Below are 22,751 nucleotides of genomic sequence, written 5' to 3'. Positions count from 1 at the left end.
ATTGCGAGGAAATTACGTAGTAATTGACGAAGCAATCTCAGGAGTTTGTTATTATTTCATGAGATTGCCGCGTAGCCTACGGCTACTCGCAAGGTTTTGTTGCGTGGATCGGTAAAACCCACTGTGTCACCTAGTTCGCTTGACCACGGGGTCTATAAAAACAATAAAAAATACTAATATTTTAGTATTTTTAACTGGATACCGTGGTCAAGCCACGGGATACAAAGGTGAAATTGATCCACGCGGGCAACGCCTACTCGCAATGACGGATAAGACAAAACCTAATATAAAAATAATTTCTTTTGGCTCTTACTAACTTCTTCATTTACATTGTTATTATGGTAATGATAATTAGATTGGATCGTTATTAAATAATCATTTATTGCTTTAGAAAATTCTTCAGTTTTATAACGAAAGAAATGGTCAGCCCCATTGATAATTTTATAATCAACTTTAATATGGGATTGTTGCTTAGATAATCTATTTGCTAGGTCTTTTACATCATCTGCCGATACTATACTATCATTATCTCCCTGTAATATAAATCCTGGGATGGGACAAGGTGAAAGGAATGAGAAGTCATATTTATGAATTGTATTAACCGGCGGCGAAATAGCAATAAAATGATTTATTTCCGGACGTCTCATTACAAGCTGCATAGCTATCCACGCTCCGAAAGAAAAGCCTAATATCAGATTGGACTGAGCACTTGGGTTATTCTGCTGTAACCAGTCGAGAGCTGCCCCAGCATCAACAACTTCACCGACTCCATTATCAAATTTACCTTGCGATCCCCCTACTCCTCTAAAATTAATACGTAAGACGGTATAACCGTTATCTGCTAAAATTTTATAGGCATTATAAACTACTTTATTATTCATATTACCCTCATATAAAGGATGAGGATGAAGAACTAATGCAATAGGAGCATTAGGCGAGGTAGCTTTTGCATATCTTCCTTCAATTCGTCCTTCCGGACCGTTAAAATAAATTTGCGGCATAATTATTCATAATATTTAATTTGTTCGATATGATATTTTACCACTTTTTCTTATTAGTGCAACTATTCTTATATGCTAAGTCACTATCATTAGACTTCTTGCATAACATAGCTCATAAGGAAGAATTTGTAGAAGACACTTCACCTCGCACCGTAGCATAAACTCTATTTGTCATTCCCGCGTGGCATTGTTGCGTGGACCTGCTTTTCCGTCATTGCGAGAAGAATTACGTAGTAATTCGACGAAGCAATCCAGTAAAAAATTCTGATTTACAGAATTTTTTTATTATTTTTTCTGGATTGCCGCGTCGCTTCGCTCCTTGCAATGACGATTAGATATCCACGCAACAATACCTTCCCGCGTAGGCGGGAATCCAGAAAAAACAACCTTAATACTAGTATAAAAATTACATGTTATTGAAAAAATAAACCTAAAAAAACAAGTTTTTTTATAGGTTTTACTGGATTCCCGCCTACGCGGGAATGACAGTGTTCCTTGAATTGACACCCATATACTCATAGGCGAGAATGACATATAAAGATGACCTAAGAAAATACTGCTCGCTCGACTGCATCTGCACTATGTTGTACTAAATCCTTAGCGATTTCTTTAGTAATCATCTTTTTTAGACCGTTTTTAAGCTCTTGTCTAACACATCCAAGCATTTGCGGTTCTGCTACAATAATCAATTCCTTATATTTAGCTTGATCAGCAGTAGTTACTTTCTCTAGATGTTTAATAACGCTCCTTGCTGCTTCTTTATGTTCTATATCTTTTAGCGAAGTATGCGGCTCAAATAACGAAGCCGGTGTAGATTTATTTTGGTAAAGGCTTTGTCTTTTTTCTCTATGGTGGTGATGCTCCTCTAAATCCAAAGATAATTTTAAAGGTTTATTAGTAGTAATTTTAATCCCCAACGCGTCGTAAAGCATCATTTGCTTACTATCGATAACTGCAATTAATTTTAACGATGCTGTACTTACCATAAATACCTCCATAAGAACTAGGTTGATAATACTAATTATTTTTAAAACCTAATATTAATTTAATAATTTTTGCTTTTCACTGTTAATAATTTGCTCAACCTTGTCATTAAGTATACGTACGTCAGTTTGCTCTATTTCTTCTTTTTCTATTACACCTATAATCTTTACCTTTATAGTTCCAGGCTGCTTAAACCAAAACCCTCTAGGCCAAAATAAACCGGCATTATGAGCCATCATTACAATTGGAACTTTAGTAATTGAAGCAAGCTTTACGGCACTTGGCTTAAATTTCACCGTTCTATCAGGCGGAACTTTAGTTGATTCCGGAAATATTATTAACCACAACCCTTTTTTTATTTTTTCCTGACCTTCTCTTAAAATCTGAGCAACCGAGCTATTAGTACCACGGTCAACCGCAATAGGTTTAACCATCCGAAGCCCCCAACCAAGCAAGGGTATATTAAATAATTCACGCTTTAATACCCAAGAATGTTTAGGAATAATCAGTTGCATAAACATTTGATCCCAAAAGGATTGGTGATTAGACACGACTATTGAGATTGTTTTTGGTAATTTCTCAAGCCCATCTACTTCATATTTTAAACCGCAACAAATTTTTGCAAGCCACACAAAAGCATAAGAAAAGATAATGGCAATTCTGTATCTTATTTGATAGTTGACATTGAAAAATGTTACGGGTATGTAACATATAAGAAAAAAAATAAATGTAAATAACGATAATAATCCGTAAAATGATAAAATTCTTAAACGCCAAAGCATAATTATTAAATAATTATTAATTAAAATGGTATTTATAACATAATTTTACAACGAGTAAAATAAATAAAGGTATTAAATGAAAAAAACTGTTCTTTCCGGTGTGCAAGCAACCGGTTCTTTACACCTCGGTAACTATTTAGGTTCAATTAGAAACTGGGTTAAAATGCAGGAAGAATATAATTGTTTTTTCTTCTTAGCGGATTTGCATGCTATCACGGTTGATATTAAGCCCTCAGAACTTAATAATTCAATTATGGGGGTTCTTGCCGTTTATTTAGCAGCAGGGCTTAACCCCGACAAAGTAACGATTTTTGCCCAAAGTATGGTGAAAGAGCATGCAGAACTTGCTTGGCTACTAAACTGTGTTACACCGCTTGGATGGTTAAAGCGAATGACGCAATTTAAAGATAAAGCAGGAAGCGATCAAGAAAAAGCTTGCCTTGGGTTATTTTCCTATCCGGTACTTATGGCAGCGGATATATTGATATATAAAGCCGATATAGTACCTGTCGGTGAAGACCAAAAACAGCATCTAGAACTAACAAGAGATATTGCAGGGGTGATAAATAGAAAATTTGATAAAGAAATTCTAAAAGTTCCTGAACCGCTAATTAATGGTTCAGGTACAAGAATCATGAGTTTACGGGATGGATTAAAGAAAATGAGTAAATCTGATATATCTGATTTCGCTCGTATTAATTTGAAAGATGATAATGACCTTATTCATCAAAAAATAAAAAAAGCCAAAACTGATCATTTAAGCTTTGTTAGCTATGATAAAGAAGCAAGACCGGAAATTAGTAATTTATTAGATATTTATAGAAGTTTATCTGAAGAAAGCTTAGAAAAAATAATCGATAATTATCAAAACCAAGGCTTTGCAAAATTTAAAGAAGATTTGGCAGAAATTATTATTACAAATCTACAACCGATACGTGATAAATATTTAGAATTAATGAATGATAAAGAATATTTATTAAAAATACTACGCAGTGGAGCAGAAAAAGCAAGAATTAGAGCCTCTGAAACGGTTAACGAAGTGAAAGAACAATTTGGATTTGTGATTTAAATTTATATATTTCAAGATTTCCCTTGAAATATATAAGATTATTTGGTATGAATCTTCTTGGATAGGTGGCCGAGCGGTTTAAGGCACTAGTCTTGAAAACTGGCGTACGGGCAACCGTACCGTGGGTTCGAATCCCACCCTATCCGCCACCAGCTCAGTTTATGAGATTATACTCTTTGATATTGTCTTTGTAATGTTTTAGTATACTTATCTAATAACACTCTAATCACTTTTTGATAAGAAACATGACTACGAGTTGCCTCTGATTTAAAAAATTCTACACTCTCTTTACTTATATTTCAAAAAAATCTTATAATTTGCAGCAAAAAATAGCCAAAATTAAATTTTTTTAGAGATGTCCACAAAACCTAAGACAACATAAGGAATTTATATGAAAGAGGAAGGGATAAAAGCTAATTATTCATTCATAAGAAATTATAGGTTAAATAGATTAAAAGAAGATAGTATTTGTAAACTTAATTGGCTTTTTCTTCCCGGCGGTCCTGGCATGGGAGCTAATTACTTGATTGATTTTGTATCAAAATTGGATTTACAAGGTTCATTATATATAGGTGATTTTCCTGGGGACGGCGATAATCGTAATACTGAAGAAATAAGTTATGAAGATTGGAAAGCGGGCTTAATAGAGGTAATAAATAGATTAGCACCTTGTATACTCGTCACCCATTCTTTTAGTGGTATGTTTTCATTAACTATAGATAATTTAGAAAATATATTAACCGGTTTAGTTATAATGAGTAGCACTCCGAATAATCCTTGGACAAAAGAAACTGCTACTAAATATAATTTACCGGATATAAGCGATGATCTAAAGGAGTTATACGCAAACCCAACAGATAATCAATTAAAGAATTAAAGGCATTTTGTTATGCAAACATCCCATATATATTTTGTGAGCATGAAATCCTAGCAGGAAAGCAGCTATTAGAACTTTGTTCATATAATATAAAAACAAGAATATGGGCTAGTCAAACCAACAATAAATATAGATAATTTTAACCAAGAAATTTCAAGAAGTAACAAAGATATCCCAAGAACTGCCATACATATAAGAATAGTATCACATATTGAGGCTGCAATTATGCTAGGTAAAGCCTTGCTAAATTTTGGCTGTTTTGCTCCTTGATTAAATATAAAAATATTCTGTACTCCAAGCGGCACTATTAAACCGAGAGCTAAAACAATACCATGTAAAAAAGCACTTAATATTTCATTATTTTTATAACTCTTATAAATATAGCTGGATACCTAATAAATTACCGACATTAATTATTGGAAGCCACGATGATAAATCGCTTCCTGTCAAACTATTTTTAGAAAATACGGAATGGTCTCGTCCTAACATAAAAATAATCGAACTATGTGATACAGGACACTTTCCTTGGTTAAGTTGTTTTGATCGAATTAATGAAGAATTGTCAGGACTAGCAAAAGATATAAATGAATTATGCTTACTATAAAAGTAACAAGAAATATTATATTGGTTAAAAATTCTTAGAGGCTATCTGTAAATTAATTTTAATTAATAATTAAAATAGCTTTTTTAGCAAAAATTGATAAGATTTTTGCGGGAATATTATTCATATTTCAAAAAAATCTTATAACTTATATTTTTTAAATTTTATTACCGCCATATTTCATTACTCCAAAGTGTATCTAAAAATTCTTGAATAGGCCAAATAGTAATTTCTTTATTCTCTAAATTAATTATACGTTTTGTTTTTTCAAAAGATATAACATGTAATTTAAAATCACTATCTTTACTAAATTCTAATAAACCTTTTAAGTGATTTTTTTGTATAGAAGAAGCGATTTTAACCTCAAACGCATTATCTCGAAATATAAAATCAACCTCGTATCCTTCCTTGGTACGCCAATAAAATAACTCATCTCTTTTGTCGTTTAAATATTTATAAGCTATTAACTCTAAGAATACATAATGCTCAAAAGATTTACCGGCATCAAATCCTATCATTTCCCGATATTCATATTTTCTTAGATAATTGCTAAGTGCCGTATCGAAAAGGTAAAATTTAGGCATTTCCGTAATAATTTGCCTTTTACTACGTGATCTATACGGGTAAAGATGATATCCTAAATACATATCCTCTAATATTTCAAAATATGTTCTAACGGTTTTTGCATCAACGCCACAATCTCTTGCTATATTGCTATAATTTATCATCTCACCGTTTGAAATGCCTATAATCTCTAAAAACCTTGCAAATGCTTCCCGTTTTCTTAAATTTGCTTCAAATTGTACTTCCGGCAAAATATAATCATATAAATAAGACGCAAGATATTTATGAATCTTTTTTGATGCAATATAATGATCAGGTATTAGTCCATGATTGAAAATTTTATGCCAATCAAGCTCTTTTATCTCAGGATAGCATAGCGGCAAAAACATATATCTCCAGGCTCTTCCGCCAAGTAAATTGCTACCGGTTGACTTTAAACGCCTAGCACTGGAGCCGCAAAGGATAAATTGTAAAGATTTATTAGATTCTATTAAATAATGAACCTCATCTAACAATAAAGGAACTTTTTGTACCTCATCAATAATAATAGTTGAGATCTCATCTTTTGACCTAAGTTCTTCCCTTAAACGCTCAGGATTCTGAAAATAAACTTTATATATATCAGCTTGTAATAAATCTATATATAAACTATCCGAGAAACGTTGTTTTAAATATGTTGATTTACCGGTTTTACGCGCTCCCCACAAAAAACAGGATTGTCCTTTTGGTAATTCTAAGTCTAAAAATCTTTGTATCGTCATAATGGTACTTTTCAAATTTAGATATTTGAGGAATATATTCCCTAAATATCGGATATTTAAGGAGTATACTCTTTAAATATCTATTTGTCCAGTTGATTCAACATCATTTTAGCAGCTTTTATACCCGCTTCTTTTGAAGTATTTATATTGGTGACTTCGGTATGGAAAGTTATTTTACTACAATCGAGGTTACCGAGCATAAAATTGTTTTTTATAGTATCGGCATCTAAATACTGCGAATAAGCAGCAATCGGTGTACGGCAATTAGCATCTAGATATTCTAAAAATGCTCTTTCGGGTTTTATTAGTTCAAAGGTAGGAATATGATTAATTTGGTTACATATCTCAAGCATAGCATTATCATTTTGTCGTATTTCAACTGCAATGACTCCCTGCCCTATACACGGTAACATCTGTGAATATTCTATCAAATGGCAATACTCCGGATTAAACACCCCTAACCTTTTCAGCCCTGCATATGCTAAAATTGTTGCATCAACTTCACCATTCATTAGCTTTTTTATTCTTGAATCAACATTTCCTCTAAAAACCATTACCTTTAAATCCGGTCTTATTTTTTGGATAAATGCTTTTCTTCGTACTGCCGAGCTACCTATTACGGCATTTTGTGGCAGCTCTTCTATGGATTTATAATTTAAACATACAAAAACATCTCTGGGGTCTTCACGCTCTAAAACAGCAGCAATTACTAGCTCTTCGGGTATTCTACCAGGTACGTCTTTTAAAGAATGAACGGCTAAGTCAATTTTTTTATCAAGTAAAGCTTGCTCTATTTCCTTTAAAAATAAAGCTTTACCTCCTATATCGTATAATGGTTTATTTTGGATTAAATCACCACTAGTAATAATGGGTACTATTTCACAATTAATATCAGGAAAAAATTGTTTGATTTGCTGAATAACTAAATTAGTTTGTGTTAAAGCAAGCGGACTTTTTCTTGTACCTATTCTGATAGAATTTGTCATTTGTTTTCTACTATTTCAAAAGGGCTAGTAAAGCTTAAAACATTACTGTTTATAATTACTTCATGATTCATAATAACCGGATGATTTACCTCTCCATGCCCTATTTCGTCAGCTTTATAAGCTTCTATATGCGGAATATGATTTAAACAAAAACTTTTTATAGCTTGTTCTACAAACACATCACCTTTAGTAAAATCACCGAAAATTATTGCCTCTATATCGTCAAATATACCGGCATTTTTTAATTGAACTAGATTACGATGCACGGCATAGGCTTTTTCATTAACGTCTTCAAGCAGTAATATATTACCCTTTTTTAAGTCAATAGAAGTTCCTATTAATTTGCTAAAAACTGTTAAATTGCCGCCTGTTATTTTATCGGTTATATTTTCCTCACTAATTTTATTTATAGGTGTAAGTTGTATTTCGCTCTTTTTCCCTTCAAGAATATCTATTATAGGCATAATAGCCTGATTAGTAGGCGGTAGTAACGAGGTTAATACTGAACCGTGTATAGTTGGGATATTATAATGGTTATTTAGTAATAAATGCAAAACGGTAATATCGCTATAGCCTATCAGGATTTTATCCCCTTTTTGCTTTATATTAAAACAATCTTCTATAAATTCACTGCATCCATATCCACCACGGAAAGCCCAAATTATTTTAACCCGCTCATTTTCCATAGCTTCTTTGAACATTCTCAGCCTTTCCTCTTTAGGAGCAGCGAAAAAGGGCAATTCATCACCTAAAAAAATCTTATCATCTATTAAAGTTTTAAAACCATGCAAAGCTAGTATTTTAATAGCTTCTTTTAATTTATCGCTAGCATCCGGACAACCTGACGCCGGTGCTATAATTGATATCAAATCTCGTTGTTTGTTAAAAATAATTTTTTTCATAGATAAGGGTTTTAATTTATGGCTTGATTTTGCGTCATTGCGAGGAAAATTACGTAGTAATTGACGAAGCAATCCAGTAAAAAATGCTAATTTTAAGTATTTTTTTATTTTTTCTAGATTGCCGCGTCGCCTACGGCTCCTCGCAATGACGGATAAGCCGGTCCACGCAACAATGCCACGCGGGAATGACACAGAATGAAAAATGCCCAGTACTATGTAGTCGATTACAAAGGCATCGTGAAAATAAACTGGGTCTTGCCCTGTTTATCGTTTTCTGCCCAAATTTTTCCGGCGTGCAGTTCTATTACTTTCTTACAGAGAGCAAGCCCTACTCCTCTACCTCCTGCTGGTGTACGTGTTTTAAAGCTTACGACAAATACGCCGAATATACTCTGCAATTCCTCTTTCAGTACTCCTATTCCATCGTCTTTTATACTAAACAAGATATTATCTTCTTGAGAGTGTAGATCAATTTTTATTATTCCCTCACTACAATAGCTAATAGCGTTAATTATTAGATTATCGAATGTGTGTTTAATATAATGAGGATCACAGTTAAATATTATATTCTCTTCAATATCAGATACAAAATTTAAGGTTTTGCCGTTTAGATATAATTTCTTACATATTTTAATCCTTTCATGTAGTAATTCGCTTAAGTTTATATCTTCTTTATTTAATTCATAATTAAGACTGGATAATTTTGAAAAATCTAGAATATTATTTATCAAGCTATTTAATCTAATAGAGCTTTTAGCTATAATCTCTACGGCACCACGACGCTGATCTTCATTAAATTTATCATAATTAGCCCATAAGGTTTCACCAAGGCTAATAATACCAGTTAGCGGCGTATTGATTTCATGGTTTATATTACGTAAGAACTCATGTTTCAAATCAAGTAACTTCTCTAATTCCTGCTCTCTATAATTAACTCTATTACCTAAATGAGTATTTTTTAGGTTAACTAATCTTTCTTGCTCCTGCCTTGGTTTTAAGAATACTATTAAAAGGCTACTAAATAAGGTTAGGAAATATACTATTTTGAATTGAAAACTATCTATGCTAATTAATAACTTCTCATCCATAAAATATTTATAAAACTCTATACTTGCAAACACGCCTGTAACGGTCATAAGTAAAGTAGCTTGCCACCTGAATATCGTTGCAATTATAAGTAAGTTAATTATCGAACACATTAATTGCAACTGATCAAAACTATTTGATATAACAAGTAAACTACCGAAAAATATTAATATAACGAAAGTAGCAACAAACCAAGATAAAGATATAATATAATTCTTTTTAAATTTTAAAGACCATAAAGGATAAGTGATTAATATTGCAGCAGTGATAAGGGTGGTATGGTAAATAATATTATATATCTCCAAATGGTTCATTATTTTACTACCCGATGTGGTATATAAAGATGAGAACATCGATATTAAAATAAATATACCGACATAACTATAAGTAATTTCTTGATTTGGTAGGGTGCTTTCCCAATATTTAAAGATGTTAAAATTCTTAAGATCACGAAATAAAGTCAAAAATTTTCTTTTTCTCTCTTGCTTGATTATTTTAACGGCTAGCGGCTCTTTTAAAGAATTAAACCCTCCTGGTTGCTTTAAAATATAATGGCTTCCAAGGAAAAAGATTAAATTTACGATAGTTGCAGGCAATATCGGATAAATACCTAAAACTGCTCTTAAAGAAAATACTTGCCACAATATAATAGTTAATATTGCAGCAATCATACCGATAAAAAAACTTTTGGCGCTTGATTTAAAACCGTATATTAACAAAATTAACGGCAAAGTGATTAGCGGCAAATAGATACTAGTTAACAATAGAAATAGATTTATTAAATCTTTCGTATAGAGTGATATAATAAAACCTATTAATCCTATAGTAATTGCGGTTATATAATTATAATTTAATGAAGCTTTTTTAATGATGTCATTAGTAAAAGTTACCGCTGCAACGTTAATATAAGAGTTAGTACTTGAGATTATCATTGCCATAATAACACCGACAATTAACCCCTTAAATCCTATATAACTTTTAATAATCCGTAAAAACAATTCATTAGTGTTAACACTTGGATCTTGAGATAGTAATAATATTACAATCCAAATAAATAAGGCGGATAAACAAAGACAAATAATTGCCGAAATAAAAAAAGTTTTTGATATTTGCTTTGTGTCTTTTGCCATCAATATTCTTTGAAAAATTGAAGGACTAAGCGACGGAATCGCAAAATATATAAAAATATTTAAAGAAATCCAAAATTTAGGACTAGTATAGTGAAACAATCCTTGTAAATCAGTTAGACGAGTCTGTACGTTTGAGTCTATAACTATATGCGGATCGCTAAAAACATTCCATACGACAATTCCTATTACCGGAATAATTGCACTATAGGTAAAAAACTGTACGGCTTCGGTAAAAGTAACCGATTTTACACCGCCAAAAGCAGAATAGCTTATTATTACGGTGGCGATACATAAATCTATGTAAAAATTTGAAATATTAAAGAATAGCTGTAATATTAAACTTGCTACGTGGAATTGCATGGCAATTCTACCTATAGACATTAATATACTAACTATCGACGTAAGAATACGAACTTTGTTACCGTAAGCCTCTCCTATTATTTCCGCTGCCGATAATCTACCCAAAAAATTCTCAAAACGAGGAGCTATAAAGTAACTAATTAATAACCAACTAACTACGCTACCCAGTATACTAGGTAATAAGTAAAATAACCCATCCGTATATATTCTTGAATTATCGATTAAAAAAGTACTAGTACCGATCCAAGTAGCAATAAGAGTTGCAACTATCGTACCTGTTGAAAAATTCCTTTTTCCTATCGCATATTCGCGAATGTTTTTTATATTTTTGATATTTAGAAGTCCAACTAGCAAATTAATTGCTAAAAAGCTAGTAAAAATGAGGAGATCTATATTTGGCATAGAGTTAAGTTATAGGGATTTTCTATGCAAATAATAATAAAGATAAAAAAAGAAACAAACAATATTTTTGTGGAGTTAAAAAAGTATGTCATTCCTAGCTAAATACACATGGGTGTCATAAGACTCGATGTCATTCCCGTGTGGCATTGTTGCGTGGATACCATCCCGTCATTGCGAGGAGCCGTAGGCGACGCGGCAATCCAGAAAAAATAATAAAAAAATTCTGACTTACAGAATTTTTTACTGGATTGCTTAGTCAATTGCTATGCAATTTCCTCGCAATGACGGGATGGTATCCACGCAACAACGCCTTCCCGCCTACGCGGAAATGACATCCTGAACGTTCATACAACACAGGGTTAAGTTAGCTAGGATATCCCCTGCTTTGCTGCATAAATCCTTTGATAATTTAATCGTACAAATTAAGATTAGCAACACCTATACTATCCACTATTTCTTTTTCATATTGCTGCAATGAAATTAAACATGAAGCAAAGTCAATTGTTTGAGCTGTATAAACATGTGTAGGGAGCTTTTTAGCATTTAAAGATTCTTGAGCAATTTTATTAGCAATAGCTATTTTTGTGTCCTTAAGATTATCATTAAATAAAGGCGGCTTATGTTCCAACAATTTCTTAAAGAAAGGTAATATTAGTTTTTCACTATTTATCTTACTATCATTACTTACTAAATTTACTAGTATCTTCTCATTTTCTTCTTTTTTACAGGGATTTAAGTAAGGGCTTAGAATTCCATCCTTTAAAATATCAAGTCTATAATTAGCTATCCACTCTAATACACTGCGGTAATGAGCTTTGCCGTTCCAGTCTTTTACATAAAAATCAAGCTTTTTAGTTTTGATCATAATTTTGTAGAAGAGAGGCGAAATTAGTATTTCCAAACTCTAATAACCAATGTAGAAATGAAGAAACATAAGTTGTTGAAGAAGTTAAATCTTTGTGTAATAATTCTTCAATGTTTATTTTATCTTGATATTTAAATATACTATCAACTATTTCATAACCTTTTTCTATATAATTCTTAGTAGTAGAAATATCTACTTTATTATTTTTTAGATTACTAATTAAAATTACCTATTTTTGTCATCGCATTGTTTGTAAACTCTGTGAATATTTCTAGAGATAAATTACTAGCATTTTCCGTAATACTTTTTAGACACTCTAAATATTCGTTATTTTGTAATATAATATTATATGTATTTAAGTTATTAATTTGTATGCCTAAAGGAATTAAAACTTTAGCTAGTTCTTTTTTCTGTTCTACATTTAAATGCTCAACTTCCATTGTGACACCAAAAACATTACGTGAAAGTTTTTTTTCATCTTCTATAAGCTCAGGGTGTTTATTTAATAAACCGTAAAGTTCTTCGGTAGCTCCGCCCCAAGCAAGCCAATGAGCTGTAGTATTACCATTATTGTCTCTTCCATCCCAAATAGTACTACTATAATTTTCCATTTTATTATATGCAGTTTTAATACAATTTTTTAATAAAATTACCCTATCTTTTATCTGCTGCTGATTATTAGAAGTTAAAGTGAGTACAGAATTCATAAAGCATAAAGCTTCTAAAGCATTAACATTTATTGCTGCATAAGGAAATATGGTACCGTCAGGTTTTTTTAGCTGGAAAATTATATTGCCTCGCTCATTTACATTAGTTGATGCTAATACCCCAACAGCCTCAGTAAATTTAAATTCTTGTATAAGTTGGAAAGGATTTGACATAATAGCTACAAAATTTTTTTATTTATAATAAAAGTATCAATATAAAATAAACTACAAAATTATATTGTCTAGAAATTATTAAAAGTTTAACTATTATCTAATACCAAGGAGCGAGAGATAAATTTATTTTAATCCCTTTAACGATAATATTAGCCTCTTTATCGGCAAGATATTTTTCTTCTCTGATTAAGGCGATTGCTTTATTACGGTAACTTGAGCATATTACACCGATTTTATCGTTATCTGCGAGTATTTCTTCATCTTTAACTAATGAGGATAAATCTTCATCTGCTGTAATTTTATATATCTTCCTTCTTATAACACCTTGATATTTAGCTCTTGAAATAACTTCCTGCCCGACATAACAGCCTTTGTCAAAACTAATTGCATTTAACTCCTCAGCACCATACATATTTGGAATAGATTTATCTGTGATTAAATCTTCCACACCGTCTATTATTGCGAAATTATATTTATCTTCTAGATATAAGGAAGCTGGATTCCCGCTTCCGCAGAGAGGTATTGTTGCGTGGTTCTCCAAACCGTCATTGTGAGCAACCGAAGGGAGCGTGGCAATCTCAAGAATTTTGCCTGAGATTGCTTCTTCGACGCCTATGGCGTCTTCTCGCAATGACAAAAAAGATGAAACGGTTGAGCGAAAACCAAGCATAGAATATCTCGGATCACGAGACGTAACTAGTGTGTCTATATCTAATTTTTGAAGTGAGTAGATAACTTTATATTCGTCACTACAATCTATTATCTGTATTTTTGAGCGAAATTTATAGAAGTTTAAATGTTCTATCAAAGTAGCTTTATTACTTTTATCAATATCAAGGTAAATTTCCTCAAGGTTGTGAACATACACGAAAAAATCAAATAAATATCTTCCTTGATTATTAAGCAAATAGGTATAACAGTAGCTGTTCTTACAAATATCATTGGTAACAAGATTTTGTAGGAACTTTACCGAATCTAAACCTATTATTTTGATAATCTCTCTATTACTTAATATTTCATACATAATTATAATATTATTGACTTTATAGGTGCCTAACTACTATACTCTAAATTTATATAAATTAAACTTAATAATCATGAGATGTTCATCTTACTGTACTTCTTCCGAATATAAGATGAGTGATCTAGTTACTAATTTAAAAAAGATTGGTCTTGAGCCTCAACATTTTGACGATGTTTTATATATTCGGAAAGAGATAAATAAAGATTCTGATTTTATAGAGATATTTTTCTTTCCGTTTGGCTGTGTAACTATTTGGGGCGGCGATGAAATTCAAGAAAAAATAGTTTTAAACGATACTGATTTAGTAACAGTTAATAAGCTTAAAGAGCCGGTATCTGATTATATTTATTTTGAATATAATACAGAAGTCGAGAAAACATTTATTGATGAAGAAAAAAATAAAATAATCTTAGCAGATAAATCAGTCTTTGTTAAACTTTCTATTTCCCATGCTCTTGCACAATCGATTAAACTTAGCGTTCTTGAGCAATCCGTTAGTAACTTGATTGTTCAGACCACTCCTATTCAGCAGGAACTAGCTAGAACCGGCAGCGTATCGCTTTCAAAAAAGGAGATATTACAGCAAATAGGTATATTATTTAACGAGCGTTATTCAATCAGTTTGCATAGCGATATATTCGATACTCCGGAATTCTTTTGGCGTCGTCCGAGCTATGAGCCTTTATATCTTATGACGGCAGAGTTTCAAGACATAGAAATACGGCAAAATATAATGAATCATCGTCTTAATATGATTCACGAGCTTTTAGACATTCTTTCAAATGACCTTAATTATAAACATTCTACCAAACTTGAGTGGATTATTATTATTTTAATCGGTCTTGAAGTTGTCTTGTCGTTATCTCATACTAATCTTTTCTTAAAAATTATCGGAGCTTTATAAATAGCTTCTATGCAAATTATTGATAACCAAAAAACATTAGAAGAATTTTGTAACAGGTTAGCAAATAAGACATGCTTAAGCATAGATACGGAGTTTGAGCGTCGCTATACCTATTATGCTCAGCTTAGTATAATTCAAGTTAAAGCAGAAGAATATTGCGGAATAATTGATGCATTAAGCAATTTAGATCTGAATATTTTTAATAAGTTACTTGCAGATAATAATATTACTAAAATATTTCATGCTCCTCGTGAAGATTTAGAGATTTTCTATAATTTATTTAAAACCATACCTTCTAATGTTTTTGATATACAAATTGCAGCAAATATTTGCGGATTCGGTAAACAGCTAAGCTATGATGACCTTTGCTATAAGCTAATAGGCATTACTATCGATAAAACCCACCAAAAATCTAACTGGCTAAAACGCCCTATTACTAGTGATATGTTAAATTATGCAATGTTAGATGTGGAGTATTTGTATAAGATATATAAAGAGCTAAATAATATAATTATTAGAAATAATTTAACTAATAAATACCAAACTACTCTTAGTTCTTTATTAGACGTTAGAAATTATAAGGTTGAGCTGAAAAATGCGTGGAAAAAAATAAAATATAGAAGTGATGATGAGAGTTTTAACCGTAAAATTCAAGCACTTGCAGCTTATCGTGAAGAGAATGCACAAACTATAAATATTCCTCGTAAGCATTTTATTTTAGATGAAGATTTAATAAAGCTTAGTAAATACCCGCCATTGAATCACAAGGATTTTAAAAATCTAAATTTAAAAAGCAAATATTTACGCAAACAAAAATATAAAGATGAAATAATAAGTTTGTGTAATAACTTATAAGAAAAAAGCTACAAATCAAATAATTTGTAGCCTATATATGAATAGAAGAAAATTAGCCAACTAATGTAACTTGTATCTCACTATCTTGTACTACTTTGACATATTCGTTGTATACATCATTAGGCAAGTTACTAAATGCCTGATCGATGATAAGTGTCCCTACTCCTATCAATGCTAATTGAAAGCAAATGTCTCCAGTCTGAGTATCGCCGGATACTTGTCCTGTTTCTAGCCAATCTCCAACTGCTTGTGCAAAAAAAGCAAAAGGTACACCGAACAATACGACAATTTTTTTTATTATATCAACCATTTTATCCTAAGTTGATTTTTGTAATAATAATATACAAATATAATATTTTATACAATTAAAAAAAATTAAGGTTATTATACCGAAATCACAAAATCAAGTTTACGATCATGAGGTTCAACAGGAAAATTATCTATTAACTGCTCTTTTAAACAAACTCCGACAGCCAATATATTTCGGTTATTATTAAGATATCGATCAAAATGTCCTTTGCCGTATCCAAGTCTGTAACCCTCATTACTAAACGCAAGCCCTGGGATAATAACTAACTCAGGAATAAAAAAATCATTATTTATAGGCTCATAGGTTTTAAATTCACCTAGCACTAGTTCATCATTGGATTTATATGAACAATATTTGATTTCATCTGCTATAATTTTTGGTAGGAAAAATTTTATTTCAGGATGTAAGTTTGTTATTTCAAGTAAGTTAATCTCGTATTTTAGAGGATAGTAAAGTCCCACTGTCTTTACTTTTAACTCCTTTAATAACCGGCTAATTTTATTGATTAGGGAGTTTTTGACTAAGTCGGAATTAATCTTATCTTGGTTTTTTATTAAAAGATCTTTGAAATAAAGCCGCAGCTCTTGTTTGGTCATATCATTGTCATACCCGTACATGTCATTCCCGCGAAAGCGGGGATCCAGAAAATAATCTTAACATTAGTACAAAAATTACATTCTATATTTAAAAAATAAACCTAAAAAAACAAGTTTTTTATAGATTTACTGGATTCCCGCCTACGCGGGAAAGTATTATTGCGTGGATACTGAAGGTCGTCATTGCGAGGAGGCATTGTTGCGTAGACCGTTAAAACCTACTGGGTCACCCAGTGGCTTGCTAACTAGGTCCATAAAAACAATAAAAAATACTAATAATATTAGTATTTTTAACTGGATCCCGTGGTCAAGCCACGGGATAACAGAGGTAAAACTGATCCACGCAACAACACCTTGCGAGGAGCGAAGCGACGGGGCAATCCAGGAAATAATTAAAAAAATTCTGTAAATAAGAATTTTTTTTCTTCCTTGCTTCGTCAATTACTTCGTAATTTCCTCGCAATGACGGATAAACAGGTCCACGCAACAATGCCACGCGGGAATGATATAATACGAGCCATGCAACAACACCGCAACTTTAAGGAGCGTGGCAATCTCATAAAGTAGCACTCCTGAGATTGCTTCGTCAAAATTTTCAATTTTTCCTCGCAATGACGTAGGAGTATATCACATATTAATCGTTCTTTTATCCACACTAAGTGCTGCTTCTTTTATGGCCTCGCTTAAAGTCGGGTGGGCGTGGCAGGTTCTTGCTATATCTTCCGAAGCTGCTCCAAATTCCATATAAGCCGTAAGCTCGGCAATGAGTGTACTTGCATCGGCTCCTATAATATGAGCTCCTAAAACCCTATCGGTTTTACTATCGGCAAGGATCTTAACCATCCCTTCCGTACTACCGATTGCTCTTGCTCTACTATTTGCTAAAAACGGAAACTTACCTACTTTATAATTAATGCCTTTTTCTTTTAACTGTTCTTCCGTTTCACCGATGCTTGCTACTTCAGGATAAGTATATATTACGCTTGGAATTAGATTATAGTTAACATGTCCTGCCTGCCCTGCCATAATTTCCACGGCAGCTACAGCCTCTTCCTCGGCTTTATGAGCAAGCATCGCTCCTTTTACCACATCACCGACTGCGTAAATGTTTGGACTAGATGTTTGGAACCGGTCATTAATCTCAATTCTACCTTGTTTATCTGTAATAATACCGACAGACTCAAGCCCTAGATTTTGCGTATAGGCTTTTCTACCTACTGCCATTAATACCACATCGCTAGTTACTAACGAACTCTTACCGCCCTCCTCTATTGTCAGATTTACTTTTCCTGACTTTACTTCAGCCGATAACACTTTGGTATTCAGCTTAAACTCTATACCTTGTTTTTGCTGTAGCTTCATAAACTGCGTAGCAATTTCCTTATCAAGCATAGGCACAATGCTCGGTGCATACTCAATAACCGTTACTTTAGCACCTAAACGACGCCAAACTGAGCCGAGTTCTAAGCCTATATATCCTCCCCCGACAACTATTAAGTTCTCAGGTACTTTAGAAAGCTTTAAAGCTCCGGTAGATGAAACAATAAACTCTTCATCTATTTTGATATTTGGTATTTCTATGACGCTGGAACCTGTAGTAATTAGGATATTTTTGGCTTTAATTTGCTCTTTATTTACTTCAACGATGTTGCTCGTGATAATTTTAGCTTCACCCTTTATCCTAGTAATCTTATTTTTGGCAAATAAGCTTTCTATCCCTTTTGTAAGGTCAGAAACTACTTTATCTTTATTAGCTAGCATTTTTTGTAAATCTAATTTTACATCTGCAGTAATACCTATACTCTCAAAATGCTTTAAAGCTTCTTCATATTTTTCAGAGGAATTAAGTAAAGCTTTCGACGGTATGCATCCTATATTTAAACAAGTGCCACCGAGAGTATCGTTTTTCTCAACACACGCTACTTTCATACCAAGCTGAGCAGCTCTAATACTACCTGTATAACCGGCCGGCCCGCTACCTATTACCACTAAATCAAATTCTTGCATATTTGTTTGACCTTAATAAATTGTTGGATCGTCATTGCGAGGAAATTATGAAATAATTGACGAAGCAATCTCAGGCAAGATTCCTGAGATTGCCACGCTCCTTTTAGTCGCTCGCAATGACGTAATACTGTAAAAATACACCACTATCGCCTTTATAACAACTTTAATCTTATACTATTCTTATTTGGCGAAGCAATAAAACTAATTAAAGTAATATTATCTTCAAAGCCGTTTGTATAATTTTGTAGTAAAGAGAACATCTTTTTAGAAATAGCGTAATTGTGACTAGCATTTAGTGAATTTGACTCACCGATATTTTTTACTTCCCTCATTAAAGCTAAAGGATTATCAAATTTTAGCTCTATATTTTCATAATCAACAATTACTTCGGCAAATTCTGCTTGTGATAATAGCATTGGGACATGGTCAAAATGAATAAAGGGAGAAATATGAGGAGAGTGTTTAAAGCCACTTGCTGTTTCGGCATCTATTAAGGATTTACGTAAATTCTTTAAACTATTTCCGCCGACAAAATTACCGATAAAAATACCGTCAGGCTTTAAAAATGTTCTTATATTAGATAGAAAACTCTGCACATCATTTATCCAGTGTAACCCTAATGAATAAATAATTAAATCAAACGAGTCTTTTGGGAATTCTAAATCTTCATCATCAATAGACATCTTTCCAAACTTCGCTTCTAGAGGTAATTTAGACGTCGATCCGGTACTCGAATCCTCACGTACGCTTGTGTACGCTGCGGTCCTGCGTTCCGTGTCTCCTTTAAATTCCTCTCTATAAGCTGGTTTGGAAAGATGTCTAATTAATAATTTACGACCATGCTCAAAAGAATCAAGCAATAAAGGTGACATATCCGTCGCAGTAATATCGGCATTTCGGTAGGTAGTTTTTAACAGCTTTGTAAGGTAACCGCATTTAGCCGATATTTCTAGAATATCCGAAAAATCCTTATCAATCATCCCTAATCGACTTATTATATCATTAGCTGCATGCTTGATAAATAAGCTGTTACTTATCCCCTCTACAGCATTATTTCGGTGATTTTTTAGCTTTAATCTGTTGAATATATAATTCTCTCCTATCTTGAATTTTCTCTCCTAAAATTGTTGGTGACGGTCGAGAAATAAAACCTCCTAAAAAATCTCCTAGTAAACTATTTTGAACAAGTTCTCTCTGTCTTGCAGTGCGAATATCATCCCCTTTAACTCTATCTAGCCCTTCAAAATTCTCCTGAATACCTACAATTATAGGTTTCGTATTTTTATTATTAGGCGATAAAAGTTCTAAACTCAACAGGCTTTTTTCTAAAGGATTTAAATCCGAAGTTAGATCCAAATGCTCTAAGTAGACAGGCTTTAGTTGTTTATCATTACTAGAAACTTTTTTTCTTTAATATCCCTGAAATATTGTTCTCGGTCTTATTGGATTCTCCTAGAGATTTATAACTACTTATACACAACAATACTAATATAAATTTCTTTAACATAAATAACCCTGTATATTATTATAGTTAATATAAATTAAATAATATATGAATCAAGTACTGAAATAAATTAATTATTTCTAAAGATATTATCTTCGTATTTTTTTCTATAATATATTTTGTAATTCTCGTTTCTTATATCATTAAACCATTGATCTTGTTGTTTTTTAATATAATAATTTAGGGAATTAGATTTACTTTTACTAGTTTGGAAATTATCTTCACAAAATTTTAAAAAACCTGATATTAAAGTTTCTACTCCATTAGTCTCAGATTTTTTCTCAAGAAATTGCATAGAAAAATTAGTAGGATTATTATGTTTTAAATAAAATTGCTTATATTTCTCATGAATTTTATTTTCTTTTTTTATTTGTTGTTCTGAAAAAGATAATTTTTCCTCTAATAATTTATGAATTTCGGTACAATCACTCCAAGGTAATTCTATTGTTAGCTGCTCTTCCTGATATTCAAAATTATCTTGAATATTGTTAAAATCGGCATTTACTTTTACCGCACTTACTAATATTAAAAAACAAATTAATAGTTGTGATACGAAGTTCAACTTGAAAAAGAGCAAGGAATCCACGAGGCGAGGAGCGGAGCGTATACTTAATACGTGAGCACCGCAGAACTTGTAGGATGACGCAGCCAATTTTTTAAGTTCAACAAGTATATTCATAAAATTAATTAATTTTAGCAGGAACCGGTATCATAATACTACTTCTGTATCTTTTATTGCCACTAAAAAGTGATTTTTTTTGAACTTTGTTATTATTTATCGGAATTGTATCTTCTAAAGCCCCTTCATTATTATTTAGATAACTATGTAAGGATGCTTTATAAAGAGCCATATTACTTGCTATTTTAACTACATCTTGCTTATATTTAAACCCTAAAGAATGAGTGGCTGAGTGGTAATGTGCTATAGCTTTGTGCCAGCTCCCTAGTTGATCATATTTTGAACGTAAAAATTCTGCACCGTAACGGATATTATTATTTGGATCGAATGCCTGTTCAAGGGAAGTAAAAGCTTCCAAATGATGTCTTAAGTTAATCTGCATACATCCGACATCAATACTCTCTCGCCCTTTTATAAGCTCTATTCTAACAAAACTTACGGCTTCTCTTTTTGTGTTAAAATGATAGCCTTTTCCTTCAACATTTACCGTCCAAGGCCATACTACTCTAATTTTACGGGTTGTATGTTTTTTCCCCGATTCTTTTAAAGCTATTGAATGTAATGTATTAGATGGGATATTAAATTTTTTTTCAAAGTAAGGAAAAAGTTTTGAACATTTAAAGGATTCAGCTATTTCAGGATCGGCAATAGCCGGATTTGAAAAGAAGAGAAAGGATAATAATAGGAGTAGTATAGTTTTAACGTCATTGCGAGGAAAATTACGAAGTAATTGACGAAGCAATCCAGTAAAAAATTCTGATTTACAGAATTTTTTTATTGTTTTGCTGGATTGCCACGCTCCTTGTAGTCGCTCGCAATGACAATTTTGGCACAATTCCCAAACCATACCGGCAACGCTAAAATAAACTTGAGTTACAATAAGATAAACTAGCCTACCATAACTTATCTTATGAAGCAAGGGAAGTTATGAGATAAGAAACAAACAAGATTACTTATAAATCATTAGCGTCAAAATTATCTTTAGTAATACCTAATGTTTCTAATATTTGTTCAAGTTCTATTACTACAGGCTCTAACTCAGCTGACTTTTTATCAAAGTTAAAGTTTTCTGAGGTTAATGTTTCTTCATTTAAACTTGCAGTTCTAACTACACTAAATCTTACGCCAACTTCTTTAAGCCATTGATATGTATTATTAACATCTTCATTATTTCTATAATAATCACTACAATCATTTAGTATTACGTGAAATATTTCTGCTTTTAATGGATCGCTTTTAGTTACCGGTAAATTTTGAGCAAGTAACTCTAATATGTCGTTACCTTTTATAATAGCTTCATTATTATTTTTTGCTTCTTTTGAAACCTGCTCTAAGGACAACAAGCCTTGCCTTAACGCTATATTATCAATATTACTAGCTTCAATAAACTTTCTAATTTCGATAAGTATGCTCAAATAATCTGTCGTCTCTAGTGGTTTTACTGTATCTTTTTTTAATTTTTCAACTAATGACTCTTTCACAAAAATATATCCTTATTTAAATTAAAATCTTAAAAACCATGGAATATGGATTCTGAATTTTTGAAAACGGAAATACATAGAATTTGTAAAATTTTGTCAATAAAATATAAGGTTTGCGTATAGAAATTATTAATTATTTT

24 protein-coding genes, 1 tRNA gene and 6 pseudogenes are annotated in these 22,751 nt (G+C 32.0%); 6 read left to right on the top strand and 25 right to left on the bottom strand.

The window, feature by feature from the left end; genetic code table 11:
* Position 1 precedes the first annotated feature (1 nt).
* Positions 2-115 carry an RND transporter gene (locus BN1174_RS08175; protein WP_082022243.1) on the top strand — a complete coding sequence of 38 codons (114 nt, stop codon included), beginning with the start codon at positions 2-4 and terminating at the stop codon, positions 113-115.
* A gap of 166 nt (positions 116-281) precedes the next feature.
* On the opposite strand, the gene BN1174_RS00805 is transcribed toward BN1174_RS08175, so the two are convergent.
* From BN1174_RS00805 to BN1174_RS00795, 4 genes and pseudogenes are all read right to left on the bottom strand, one after another.
* Positions 282-1,001 (bottom strand): alpha/beta hydrolase, encoded by a 720-nt coding sequence (locus tag BN1174_RS00805; RefSeq protein WP_040255805.1) that lies wholly within the window; start codon positions 999-1,001, stop codon positions 282-284.
* Positions 1,002-1,205: 204 nt separating this feature from the next.
* Positions 1,206-1,326, bottom strand: a pseudogene (locus BN1174_RS12885) (zinc ABC transporter substrate-binding protein); the annotation flags it as partial.
* A 220-nt stretch (positions 1,327-1,546) separates the two neighbouring features.
* Positions 1,547-1,987: a host attachment protein gene (locus tag BN1174_RS00800; RefSeq protein WP_040255803.1), complete on the bottom strand. Its 441-nt coding sequence runs from the start codon at positions 1,985-1,987 to the stop codon at positions 1,547-1,549.
* Positions 1,988-2,041: 54 nt separating this feature from the next.
* Positions 2,042-2,767 carry a lysophospholipid acyltransferase family protein gene (locus BN1174_RS00795; RefSeq protein WP_040255801.1) on the bottom strand — a complete coding sequence of 242 codons (726 nt, stop codon included), beginning with the start codon at positions 2,765-2,767 and terminating at the stop codon, positions 2,042-2,044.
* Positions 2,768-2,843: 76 nt separating this feature from the next.
* Between BN1174_RS00795 and trpS the strand changes: the two genes are divergently transcribed.
* The 3 genes from trpS (at position 2,844) to BN1174_RS00780 (ending at position 4,713) form a co-directional block, all read left to right on the top strand.
* Complete coding sequence (trpS, locus tag BN1174_RS00790; RefSeq protein ID WP_040255799.1) at positions 2,844-3,836, top strand: tryptophan--tRNA ligase; 993 nt, start codon at positions 2,844-2,846, stop codon at positions 3,834-3,836.
* A 59-nt stretch (positions 3,837-3,895) separates the two neighbouring features.
* Positions 3,896-3,985 (top strand) — tRNA-Ser (locus tag BN1174_RS00785).
* 242 nt (positions 3,986-4,227) lie between these two features.
* A complete protein-coding gene (locus BN1174_RS00780) occupies positions 4,228-4,713 on the top strand; it encodes an alpha/beta fold hydrolase (protein WP_040255797.1) in 486 nt (161 codons plus the stop codon).
* Positions 4,714-4,829: 116 nt separating this feature from the next.
* On the opposite strand, the pseudogene BN1174_RS00775 reads toward BN1174_RS00780, so the two are convergent.
* The 11 genes and pseudogenes from BN1174_RS00775 to BN1174_RS12875 all read right to left on the bottom strand — a co-directional run.
* Positions 4,830-5,093, bottom strand: a pseudogene (locus BN1174_RS00775) (amino acid transporter); the annotation flags it as partial.
* Between the two features lie 388 nt (positions 5,094-5,481).
* Positions 5,482-6,063, bottom strand: a pseudogene (locus BN1174_RS11245) (ATP-binding protein); the annotation flags it as partial.
* Positions 6,064-6,297: 234 nt separating this feature from the next.
* A pseudogene (locus BN1174_RS11240) lies at positions 6,298-6,639 on the bottom strand (AAA family ATPase); the annotation flags it as partial.
* A gap of 80 nt (positions 6,640-6,719) precedes the next feature.
* Complete coding sequence (gene hemC, locus BN1174_RS00765; protein ID WP_040255795.1) at positions 6,720-7,625, bottom strand: hydroxymethylbilane synthase; 906 nt, start codon at positions 7,623-7,625, stop codon at positions 6,720-6,722.
* On the bottom strand, positions 7,622-8,527 hold the full coding sequence (locus BN1174_RS00760) for an LD-carboxypeptidase (protein WP_040255793.1): 906 nt from the start codon (positions 8,525-8,527) through the stop codon (positions 7,622-7,624). Before BN1174_RS00760 ends, hemC begins: the two co-directional genes overlap by 4 nt.
* A 224-nt stretch (positions 8,528-8,751) precedes the next feature.
* A complete protein-coding gene (locus BN1174_RS00755; RefSeq protein WP_040255791.1) occupies positions 8,752-11,505 on the bottom strand; it encodes a sodium:solute symporter family transporter in 2,754 nt (917 codons plus the stop codon).
* 98 nt (positions 11,506-11,603) lie between these two features.
* Positions 11,604-11,765 carry a hypothetical protein gene (locus tag BN1174_RS10515; RefSeq protein ID WP_197062020.1) on the bottom strand — a complete coding sequence of 54 codons (162 nt, stop codon included), beginning with the start codon at positions 11,763-11,765 and terminating at the stop codon, positions 11,604-11,606.
* A 149-nt stretch (positions 11,766-11,914) separates the two neighbouring features.
* Entirely contained in the window at positions 11,915-12,370 is a 456-nt protein-coding gene (locus tag BN1174_RS08165) for a hypothetical protein (RefSeq protein ID WP_082022242.1), read from the bottom strand.
* 215 nt (positions 12,371-12,585) lie between these two features.
* Positions 12,586-13,251: a hypothetical protein gene (locus BN1174_RS11235; RefSeq protein ID WP_231555707.1), complete on the bottom strand. Its 666-nt coding sequence runs from the start codon at positions 13,249-13,251 to the stop codon at positions 12,586-12,588.
* A gap of 97 nt (positions 13,252-13,348) precedes the next feature.
* Positions 13,349-13,759 (bottom strand): annotated as a pseudogene (ygfZ, locus tag BN1174_RS12880) (CAF17-like 4Fe-4S cluster assembly/insertion protein YgfZ); the annotation flags it as partial.
* 141 nt (positions 13,760-13,900) lie between these two features.
* Positions 13,901-14,275, bottom strand: a pseudogene (locus BN1174_RS12875) (YgfZ/GcvT domain-containing protein); the annotation flags it as partial.
* A gap of 112 nt (positions 14,276-14,387) precedes the next feature.
* On the opposite strand from BN1174_RS12875, the gene BN1174_RS00740 reads away from it, so the two are divergent.
* Both BN1174_RS00740 and BN1174_RS00735 read left to right on the top strand, forming a co-directional pair.
* The gene (locus BN1174_RS00740; protein WP_040255788.1) at positions 14,388-15,179 is read left to right on the top strand and encodes an RMD1 family protein; all 792 of its coding nucleotides are present in this window, start codon (positions 14,388-14,390) and stop codon (positions 15,177-15,179) included.
* A gap of 9 nt (positions 15,180-15,188) precedes the next feature.
* Entirely contained in the window at positions 15,189-16,034 is an 846-nt protein-coding gene (locus tag BN1174_RS00735; protein WP_040255786.1) for a ribonuclease D, read from the top strand.
* A gap of 52 nt (positions 16,035-16,086) precedes the next feature.
* Here the strand turns inward: BN1174_RS00735 and BN1174_RS00730 are convergent, their stop codons facing one another.
* From BN1174_RS00730 to BN1174_RS11230, 10 genes are all read right to left on the bottom strand, one after another.
* Positions 16,087-16,344: a hypothetical protein gene (locus BN1174_RS00730; protein WP_231555706.1), complete on the bottom strand. Its 258-nt coding sequence runs from the start codon at positions 16,342-16,344 to the stop codon at positions 16,087-16,089.
* A gap of 74 nt (positions 16,345-16,418) precedes the next feature.
* Positions 16,419-16,940 carry a 5-formyltetrahydrofolate cyclo-ligase gene (locus BN1174_RS00725; protein WP_040257793.1) on the bottom strand — a complete coding sequence of 174 codons (522 nt, stop codon included), beginning with the start codon at positions 16,938-16,940 and terminating at the stop codon, positions 16,419-16,421.
* Positions 16,941-17,120: 180 nt separating this feature from the next.
* Positions 17,121-17,381: a hypothetical protein gene (locus tag BN1174_RS10510; protein ID WP_197062019.1), complete on the bottom strand. Its 261-nt coding sequence runs from the start codon at positions 17,379-17,381 to the stop codon at positions 17,121-17,123.
* Entirely contained in the window at positions 17,382-17,552 is a 171-nt protein-coding gene (locus BN1174_RS09480; protein WP_156138414.1) for a hypothetical protein, read from the bottom strand.
* Positions 17,553-17,567: 15 nt separating this feature from the next.
* Positions 17,568-18,947 (bottom strand): dihydrolipoyl dehydrogenase, encoded by a 1,380-nt coding sequence (gene lpdA, locus BN1174_RS00720; protein WP_040255784.1) that lies wholly within the window; start codon positions 18,945-18,947, stop codon positions 17,568-17,570.
* A 152-nt stretch (positions 18,948-19,099) separates the two neighbouring features.
* Positions 19,100-19,966, bottom strand: a complete 867-nt coding sequence (locus BN1174_RS00715; protein ID WP_269379101.1) for a palindromic element RPE1 domain-containing protein — start codon at positions 19,964-19,966, stop codon at positions 19,100-19,102.
* Between the two features lie 31 nt (positions 19,967-19,997).
* Positions 19,998-20,261, bottom strand: coding sequence for a hypothetical protein (locus BN1174_RS00710; RefSeq protein ID WP_040257791.1), 264 nt, complete (start codon positions 20,259-20,261; stop codon positions 19,998-20,000).
* A 260-nt stretch (positions 20,262-20,521) separates the two neighbouring features.
* Positions 20,522-21,013 carry a DUF2532 domain-containing protein gene (locus BN1174_RS00705; RefSeq protein WP_040257789.1) on the bottom strand — a complete coding sequence of 164 codons (492 nt, stop codon included), beginning with the start codon at positions 21,011-21,013 and terminating at the stop codon, positions 20,522-20,524.
* 121 nt (positions 21,014-21,134) lie between these two features.
* Entirely contained in the window at positions 21,135-21,977 is an 843-nt protein-coding gene (locus tag BN1174_RS00700) for a lytic transglycosylase domain-containing protein (protein WP_040257787.1), read from the bottom strand.
* 106 nt (positions 21,978-22,083) lie between these two features.
* On the bottom strand, positions 22,084-22,611 hold the full coding sequence (locus tag BN1174_RS11230) for a hypothetical protein (RefSeq protein WP_231555705.1): 528 nt from the start codon (positions 22,609-22,611) through the stop codon (positions 22,084-22,086).
* Between the last annotated feature and the right edge of the window lie 140 nt (positions 22,612-22,751).

This window comes from Rickettsia hoogstraalii, from assembly GCF_000825685.1.
In the GTDB taxonomy this organism is placed as follows: Bacteria; Pseudomonadota; Alphaproteobacteria; order Rickettsiales; family Rickettsiaceae; genus Rickettsia; species Rickettsia hoogstraalii.
This window is presented reverse-complemented; position numbering and strand designations above follow the sequence as displayed.